The organism is Clostridiales bacterium, assembly GCA_012512255.1.
Taxonomy (GTDB): Bacteria; Bacillota; Clostridia; order Christensenellales; family DUVY01; genus DUVY01.
This window is the reverse complement of the sequence record JAAZDJ010000133.1, coordinates 1-3,036: the sequence shown is the minus strand read 5'-3', so window position 1 is coordinate 3,036 and position 3,036 is coordinate 1. Positions and strand designations below refer to the sequence as shown.

Sequence of the window (3,036 nt, the reverse complement as noted above, 5' to 3'; positions counted from 1 at the left end):
TGTTAGTTATATATATGGGGAATCTTAATTTTGAAAGCAACATTTATTTACAAATGATTTAATATTTTTTAAAAAAATTTTTAATGGAGGATAGAACTTTGAATAAGCTACGCAATCTTTGGATGATTTTCTTAGCGATTATTATAGGTTGTTCAATTATACTCACGGGTTGCGATACTACCGATACGCCCGAAAAAGAAATGTGCACTGTTATATTTGACACAAACGCGGGCGATGATAATGTAGAGAATGAACCTGATATTATTAGAGTAGAAAAAGGTAAAACGGTGCCGCGACCTTCAATTGACCCTAGCCGAGAAGGATATACTTTTGAAGGTTGGTATGATAATGAAGAATGCGAAGGCGATGAATTTGATTTTAGCGCTCCGATAACTGCCAAAACTTTTGTGCTATACGCTAAATGGTCAGTGAAATTGCAATACTATACGGTTATTTTTGATCTGAATGGCGGCGATGGCGACAATGTAAGTGTTCAAATAGAAAGCGGCAGCACAGTTGAGCCTTTAAAGACCACCCCTGTGCGCAGCGGATATGTATTTGGCGGTTGGTTTTTGGAGCCTGAAGGAATTACGCCATATAATTTTGGCGATGCGGTTACTACAAATTTCACTCTTTATGCAAAATGGACTCAAAGCTTTAGCGTAATATTTCATCTAAATTATGAAGGCGCTCCTGCCGCAATGATTCAGGAAGTAAATTCAGGAGAAACTCCTACAAGACCTGATAATCCCACTCGAGAAGGTTATAGTTTTGCGGGATGGTTTACTGACCCCGATTTCAATAATCCTTATGAGTTTGGCGCGGTTACCGCATCTATCCAAGTTTACGCAAAATGGGTAAATAACGAAGGCGCGGCGGTATATCAGGTTGAATTTGACTTAAATTACTCCGGCGCTCCTGAAAATATAATTCAAAATGTTGTCGAAGGCGCCGTAATTAATCAACCTGATGTTTCGCGCGAAGGTCATCGCTTTGTCGGTTGGTTTACTGATAGCAATTTTGTTAATGAATTTACTTTAAACACGCCTGTGACAAATAATACATATTTATACGCAAAATGGATAGAAACATATTTATTAACAATAAATTATAACTATAGCGGCGCTCCAGAACCAATTACAAAAGTATATGACAAAAACTCGCCTATAACTGTGCCGGCATCGCCTTCTCGTATAGGTTATGTCTTTGCAGGTTGGAGTGACTCTCCAAATGGGATAGTTGGTTTTGATTTTGAAAAAGGTATTTCATCAGATACCACAGTTTACGCTCAATGGTCTAAGCAATATATATTTGAGGCAGAAATGCTTGATTTTTCTGATTTCTTTGGTTGGGGATTCTCAGGAAATGCTACAGGTACCGACGCTATTCTTCAAGATATTGATGGCTCTGCAGGAGCAAGCAATGGATATTTTGTTACATATTTGTATGGATACGGAATTACATTAACCTTTGAAATAGATTCGGATCGGGCAATTCCTGATGTTGAATTGGTGCTTAGATTGTCGGGCGAGATTAAAGATTTCTTTATACAATCAACTTTATCGCCTGGCGGTTCTCCCGATGAAGAGCCTGTTTATACGGTCAAAGTTAATGGCGTTCCTATACAATATGAAGAAATTTACTTTAATGGAGTTCCTGGTCAAAACGAGGGCATTATAATGCCTTTTGAAGATTTTGTTATAGCTAATATTGATCTTGTAGAAGGCAAAAATACTATTGAGCTAATTACCGATAACTCTTTAGGAATGGGCGGCACGATGTGGTCAACAGCACCTATGGTAGACTGCATCAAATTAACGACTTACGCTAACTTGACATGGGACCCTGTAGAAGGAAATTATTAGTTCTAAAGCTTATCTTGATGTTAAAAGCAAAAAGATATGGTTTATTTAATTAGCTTTAACACGGAGGGAAAGAATGAGTTTTTTTAAGGTTATTTTTAGTAAAACTGGCTCAAAAGTTTGGTTTTTTGTAACGACTTCTATTTTAGTCTTACTCATTGTTGTAACGTCTTTGGCATCAACTATATTTTATGAATTATTTTGCACTCTATGGGGACGCGAAAGGATGATAACCAAAGATGGCACACAACAAATATTTATAGCTGATTTTGATACTAAAGAAGAAGCTAGACTTAACGGAGAAAGAGTCAATGAGCGAATTACTGAAGAAGGTTTTGTGTTATTAAAAAATGATTCTAATACATTACCCTAGCCAAAGGGAGCAAAAATAAGCGTATTTGGCAAAAACTCTGTTAATCTAGTTTATGGCGGCTCTGGCTCAGGCGCTGGAAGCGGAGAATTTACCAAAACGATATTTGAAAGCTTGACCGCAGCAGGCTTTAGCTATAATCCCACCTTAAAAAGCTTTTATGAAAGCAGCGACTCTGGTAGCGGCAGGTCGAGCAATCCCGATATGGAAAATGACGGCAGTATTTCTTTAAAAGTGGGCGAGACACCGCAATCAAGTTATACTCAATCTGTTAAAAATAGTTATAGGGATTATGACGATGCAGCGTTGATTGTTTTGTCGCGTATAGGCGGCGAGGGCTGGGATTTGCCTCGTAAAATGGTCGATAAGAACGGCAATTTGGTTGAAGGCGCAAGAGACGCAAACGATCACTATCTACAACTTGACCAAAATGAAACCGACTTAATTAAAGCTGTTTGCGACGAATTTGAAAAAGTTATAGTGATTATTAATAGCAGTTCGCCTATTGAGTTAGGTTTTTTGGATGACCCGGAGCATTATGCATATCACGAAAACATAGGCGCTGTAATTTGGATTGGAGCGCCTGGCGATACGGGTATTATGTCTTTAGGGCGAATTCTTAATGGCGATGTTAATCCTTCGGGTCGTATTCCAGATACTTACGCGCGTGATTTTAAAAAAGACCCTACATGGTTTAACTTTGGTAACAATCTAATACCTAACGGTCAAGATCACCTTTCTGTTAAAGACAAAAAAACCACTTATATATATTCCTATGTTGATTATGAAGAAGGAATATATGTA

Annotated in this window: 3 protein-coding genes; all 3 read left to right on the top strand. The window is 37.9% G+C overall.

Annotation, left to right across the window (positions count from 1 at the left end; all coding sequences use genetic code 11):
- The first annotated feature begins 98 nt into the window (after positions 1-98).
- Entirely contained in the window at positions 99-1,865 is a 1,767-nt protein-coding gene (locus GX756_06655; GenBank protein NLC17538.1) for an InlB B-repeat-containing protein, read from the top strand.
- A 73-nt stretch (positions 1,866-1,938) separates the two neighbouring features.
- The gene (locus GX756_06650; protein ID NLC17537.1) at positions 1,939-2,235 is read left to right on the top strand and encodes a hypothetical protein; all 297 of its coding nucleotides are present in this window, start codon (positions 1,939-1,941) and stop codon (positions 2,233-2,235) included.
- A 15-nt stretch (positions 2,236-2,250) separates the two neighbouring features.
- Positions 2,251-3,036: beta-glucosidase (locus GX756_06645; GenBank protein ID NLC17536.1), on the top strand; the 786-nt coding region annotated here is incomplete at its 3' end.

Coding starts and splice junctions, on each gene's coding strand:
- GX756_06650 (NLC17537.1), top strand. CDS start 1,939: ATGAGTTTTTTTAAGGTTATTTTTAGTAAAACTGGCTCAAAAGTTTGG.